The sequence below is a fragment of the Acidiplasma cupricumulans genome, assembly GCF_001402935.1.
In the GTDB taxonomy this organism is placed as follows: Archaea; Thermoplasmatota; Thermoplasmata; order Thermoplasmatales; family Thermoplasmataceae; genus Acidiplasma; species Acidiplasma aeolicum.
The window spans coordinates 1-2,733 of the sequence record NZ_LKBH01000142.1 but is presented as its reverse complement, the minus strand read 5'-3'; the positions used below and the strand labels follow the sequence as shown (position 1 = coordinate 2,733).

The 2,733-nt window shown below is 40.5% G+C and carries 3 protein-coding genes; all 3 read left to right on the top strand.

The genetic code is table 11. The features are described from left to right. The first annotated feature begins 97 nt into the window (after positions 1–97). Genes AOG55_RS04250 through AOG55_RS04240 form a run of 3 tightly spaced genes read left to right on the top strand, consistent with a single transcriptional unit; the run spans position 98 to position 2,718 of the window. Entirely contained in the window at positions 98–1,153 is a 1,056-nt protein-coding gene (locus AOG55_RS04250) for a hydroxymethylglutaryl-CoA synthase (RefSeq protein ID WP_054964452.1), read from the top strand. Continuing rightward, the gene (locus AOG55_RS04245) at positions 1,143–2,306 is read left to right on the top strand and encodes a thiolase domain-containing protein (RefSeq protein WP_231563433.1); all 1,164 of its coding nucleotides are present in this window, start codon (positions 1,143–1,145) and stop codon (positions 2,304–2,306) included. The genes AOG55_RS04250 and AOG55_RS04245 overlap by 11 nt, the downstream gene beginning before the upstream one ends. Before the next feature lie 10 nt (positions 2,307–2,316). After that, positions 2,317–2,718, top strand: a complete 402-nt coding sequence (locus AOG55_RS04240; RefSeq protein ID WP_048101925.1) for a Zn-ribbon domain-containing OB-fold protein — start codon at positions 2,317–2,319, stop codon at positions 2,716–2,718. Positions 2,719–2,733 lie beyond the last annotated feature (15 nt).

The window sequence follows — 2,733 nt, the reverse complement described above, 5'->3', positions numbered from 1 at the left end:
CGATCTAATATTTTTATTAAAATATCAAATAATAAATACGTCAATTAGAGAAATTATAAACGTGAATTTTTATATATAAAATAAGTCTTATCCATCTATGTCAGGTATAGTTAGTTATGGTTCATATATACCCAAGTACAGGATAAAACCTGAGGAGATAGCCAGAATATGGGGTGATGAACCAGATAAAATGAAAAATAACCTTTTTATTTTAAGCAAGTCGGTTCCAGCACCAGATGAGGATGTTGCAACAATATCAGTTGAGGCTGCAAGAAATGCCCTTAAAAGATCAGATATTGACCCGGCCGATATAGGTGCCATATATGTTGGATCTGAATCACATCCTTATGCAGTAAAACCAACGGCCACAATTGTGGCAGCCGCAATAGGAATGCCATTGCAGTATTTCGCAGCTGATTATGAATTTGCATGCAAGGCCGGTACTGCGGGAATGCAAAATATTAAGGCAATGGTTGATTCTGGATATATTAAGTATGGAATGGCAATAGGTTCAGATACCTCACAGGGTGCACCAGGTGATGCACTTGAATATACGGCATCTGCCGGCGGAACAGCCATGATAATTGGAAAGGAAAACGTAATAGCAGAAATTAACAGCACTCTTTCAGTATCCACAGATACCCCTGATTTCTGGAGGCGTGAGGGCGAGCCATATCCAAAGCACGGTGAGCGGTTTACCGGAGAGCCAGGATATTTTAAGCATGTAATAGCTGCGGCCCGGGCCATGATGGAAAGAATGGAAACAAAACCTGAGGATTATGACTATGCCGTATTCCACCAGCCCAACGGTAAGTTTCCCACCAGGGCGGCCAAAATTTTGGGCTTTACAGAGGAACAGTACAAAACAGGGCTTTTAACACCATATATAGGCAATACATACTCTGGTTCAACAATGAATGGCCTATCAGCCATACTGGATGAGGCGCAGCCCGGGGACAGGATCCTTGCCGTTTCATTTGGGTCAGGTGCCGGATCAGACGCATTTGATATAACAGTAACAGATAATATTAAGGATTATAAAAAATACAATGCGCCAACAATAAAAAAATTGATTGAAAAGGTGAAGTTTATAGATTATGGAACATACACAAAATTCAGGAAGATTATTGTAACAGGTGATAGTGTTGAGTGATGTTTATATTATTGGGGCAGGAGAAACAAAGTATGGAGAACTATGGAATAAATCACTAAGAAATCTTGCCGTTGAGGCCGGTTTAAAGGCTATAGAGGATGCAGGCATATATTCAAAGGATATCGATGCAATTTATGGTGCAAATGGACTTGCCGGAACAATAAATGAGCAGGAGAATATCGGTGCATTGATTGCAGATTTTTCTGGTCTGTCAAACGAGGGAATACCTGCAATAAGAATAGAGGCATCAACAGCATCAGGCGCTGCTGCGCTCAGGGAGGCATATTTATCTATAAAATCCGGGGAATATAATGTCGTTGTTGTTGGTGGTGTTGAAAAAATGACAGATCTCCATGGCAGTGACATTGTAAATAAAATGTCATCAATACTTGATCGTGAATGGGAGGCATTCTATGGCGCAACCCCCGCATCAATGGCTGCTATAATAGCAAGAAAATACATGCACGATTTCAATGTTGAGAAGGAGGCTCTTGCCATGATACCTGTCAATGATCATAATAACGCATCAAAAAATCCTGATGCACAGTACAGAAATAAAATTACTGTTGAACAGGCCTTAAATTCAACGCCGGTTGCAGATCCACTGAACCTTATGGATTGCTCACCAGTAAGTGACGGTGCCGCAGCTGTGGTTCTTGCCTCTGAGGATTATGTTAAGAAAAATGGAAAGGATGGAATTAGAATATTAAGCTCGGCAATAGCAGAGGATTATTTATCTGTTGGCTCCAGGGAATCAATATACACATTTAATTCAGCCCGGCTTGCAGCTGAAAAGGCATTTATGAGATCAGGATTAAAACGTGATGATATATCATTTATTGAACTGCATGACTCATTCTCCATTTATGCGCTTATTGAGCTTGAGGATCTTGGATTCGTGGAAAAGGGTCATGCCAAGGACATTGTTTACAATGATATCAAGCTTGATGGCTCACTGCCTGTAAATCCATCTGGTGGTTTAAAGGCCAAGGGCGATCCATACGGTGCAGTTGGTATAGGCCAGGCCGTGGAGGCTTATATACAGTTAAAAGAAAAGGCTGGAGAAAGACAGGTAAAGGGTGCAAAATACGCGCTTCTGCACAACATGGCGGGCACAGGAGCCTCCAGCGTTGTGCATATACTTGGTATATAGGTGGTAAATAATGACTGAACTATCAAGAATATGGAGGGAAACAGAATACAGGTATAACCTAATTGGGTTTAGATGCAAAAACTGTGGTAGAACATATTTCCCGCCAAGGGATATATGTCCTTACTGCCACAGGGAATCAATTGGAAAAATGGAAAAGGTAAAATTGAGCGGTAACGGTGAAATATTATCATATTCCATTGTTCATGATTCATCCCCCGCATTTAAAAGGGAAATACCATATGTGATGGCATTAATAAAACTTGATGAGGGGCCATCAATAACAGCACAGGTTGTTGACTGTAATCCTGATGAGGTGGATATAGGCAGGAGGGTTCATATGGTATTCAGAAAGATAAGGGAGGATGGTAAAAATGGAATAATAGAATATGGATACAAATTTAGGCTCGATTAATTAATCAATTTTTTA